2 protein-coding genes are annotated in these 2069 nt (G+C 64.4%); both read right to left on the bottom strand.

Features of this window, described 5'->3' with window-relative positions:
• Window positions 1-403 precede the first annotated feature (403 nt).
• Complete coding sequence (locus tag JOZ79_RS00845) at window positions 404-859, bottom strand: GNAT family N-acetyltransferase (protein WP_294069289.1); 456 nt, start codon at window positions 857-859, stop codon at window positions 404-406.
• Window positions 860-1139: 280 nt separating this feature from the next.
• Window positions 1140-2069 (bottom strand): threonine--tRNA ligase (locus JOZ79_RS00840; protein ID WP_294069287.1); only part of this gene is annotated, 930 nt, incomplete at its 5' end.

Here is a 2069-nt window from a genome sequence, read left to right as displayed (position 1 = left end):
CGCACCACTTGCGCGCGCGGTCACGACCCCGAATGAAGCAGAAGCCGCGGCGGCCAAAGCCGACGTCAACCCCCGAACCGAGCGGCAAGGTGATCATGCCAGTCGAGCTTTCGCGTGCGGCGGCCGTGCGGCCGCCAATGGTGCTCGCGGCGGGTGTGCTGGCCGAGCAGGCGGTCGCCGCCGACGCGCAGAACGGAGGCGGATCGCACGGCGCTGGTGCGCGTCGTGCCGGCTCGTGGCGTCCACCAGACCACCGCCAGCGCCAACGGCGGCCGACCTCGCCGCGTACATCGCCAGCCAGAGCCGCTGAAGCATTTTCCGGCAAAGTGGACCCGGTTTTTCGGTCAGAACAATGCGATGAGCAATAAAGCGGTTCCTGCGATGCGCGTCCACAGCGAGAGGCCTACCGTGGTGCTTCTGCTGACCAGACCAGGCCTCGCCAACTTCTGGCGCCCTCCCACACCGTAAAATCTCGCGATGGATCGCGACGCAAACGCAGGCGCTCTATAACGGCTCGCGATCTGATGTTATCAGGAGCCGTGTAGGCGATGACTTCGCGAACTCCGCATCGTTCAAACGCGTCGATCAAGGCAGCTCTTCCTGCTTCGGTGGCATATCCGTTGCCCCACGTGGATTGCTTGAACCGCCAGCCAATATCGACGTGAGCGCCGAGTGGATGGTCCGCCAGCCGGCGCATTATTCCGGTGTAGCCGATAACATCGCCATTCAGGCTTTCAACGGCCCAGCGAGTGAAGCCGTGCTGCTCAAACGCGGCGATGTAACGGTCGAGCTTTGCGTCGCTCTCCAACCGCGTCAGCGGACCGCCGGCGTCGCTCATTACTTCGGGGTCCTGGTGCAATGTCGCGATGCATCGCGATCGCAGTCTTTCCAGGGACGGAGCCTGATGCGCGTCGTCTCGCCGATGAGACAATTCATGAACCGTCGAGCGCCCTCTGAACGGGAATATGGCTCAATCGAGCCATTTTGGATGTGCCGCACTATAGGACTTTCCCGCTCACATTGAGGCAGCAGCCCGTCATGGCCCGGCTTCGTCCCGGCCATCCGCTTCTTGGCCCGAAAGGAAAGACGTGGATGCCCGCGACAAGCGCGGGCATGACGCGGCAAGCCGAGAGGCCGCATCAGGCAGCCTGCTTGAGCCGTCGGATGTCCGGCGCCACGGCCTCTTCGGCGAGCGAGGCGAGCGCGCGCTCGAGCGGCAGAACGCTTTGCTGCTGGCCGCCGAGACGCCTGATCGAGACGGTGCGGTCGGCGGCCTCCTTCTTGCCGACCACCAGCAGCACCGGAATTTTCGCTACCGAGTGCTCGCGCACCTTGTAGGTGATCTTCTCGTTGCGCAGATCGGCCTCGAGCCGCAGCCCCATCCGCTGCCCGCGCTCGATCACCGCGCGCGCGTAATCGTCGCCGTCGGACGTGATGGTGCAGACGATCGCCTGGACTGGCGCGAGCCACAGCGGCAGGTGTCCCGCATAGTGCTCGATCAGGATTCCGGTGAACCGCTCGAGTGAGCCGAACATCGCGCGATGCAGCATCACCGGCGTGACCTTGCGCGAGCTCTCGTCGATGTAGAAGGCGCCGAGCCGTCCGGGCATGGTGAAATCGACCTGCACGGTGCCGCATTGCCAGTCGCGGCCGATCGCGTCGCGCAGGACGTATTCGAGCTTCGGCCCGTAGAACGCGCCTTCGCCCTTGTTGAGCGCCCACGGACGGCCGGTCGTCTCCAGCGCCTGCATCAGCGCGGCCTCGGCCTTGTCCCATACCGCATCGTCGCCGATGCGCTGCTCCGGGCGGTCGGAGAATTTGATGGTGACGTCGGAAAAGCCGAAGTCCTCATAGATCGACAGGATCAGATCGTTGATACGCAGGCTCTCCTGCGCGATCTGGCTCTCGGTGATGAAGACGTGCGCGTCGTCCTGGGTAAACGCGCGCACGCGCATAAGCCCGTGCAGCGCGCCGGAAGGCTCGAACCGGTGCACCTTGCCAAACTCGGCAATCTTGAGCGGCAGGTCGCGATAGGACTTGAGCCCGTTCTTGAAGATCTGGACGTGGCC

It is taken from the genome of Sphingomonas sp., assembly GCF_019242355.1.
Classification (GTDB): Bacteria; Pseudomonadota; Alphaproteobacteria; order Sphingomonadales; family Sphingomonadaceae; genus Sphingomicrobium.
Note: the sequence above shows the minus strand (reverse complement) of the source record. Positions and strands in the feature narration are given on the sequence as shown.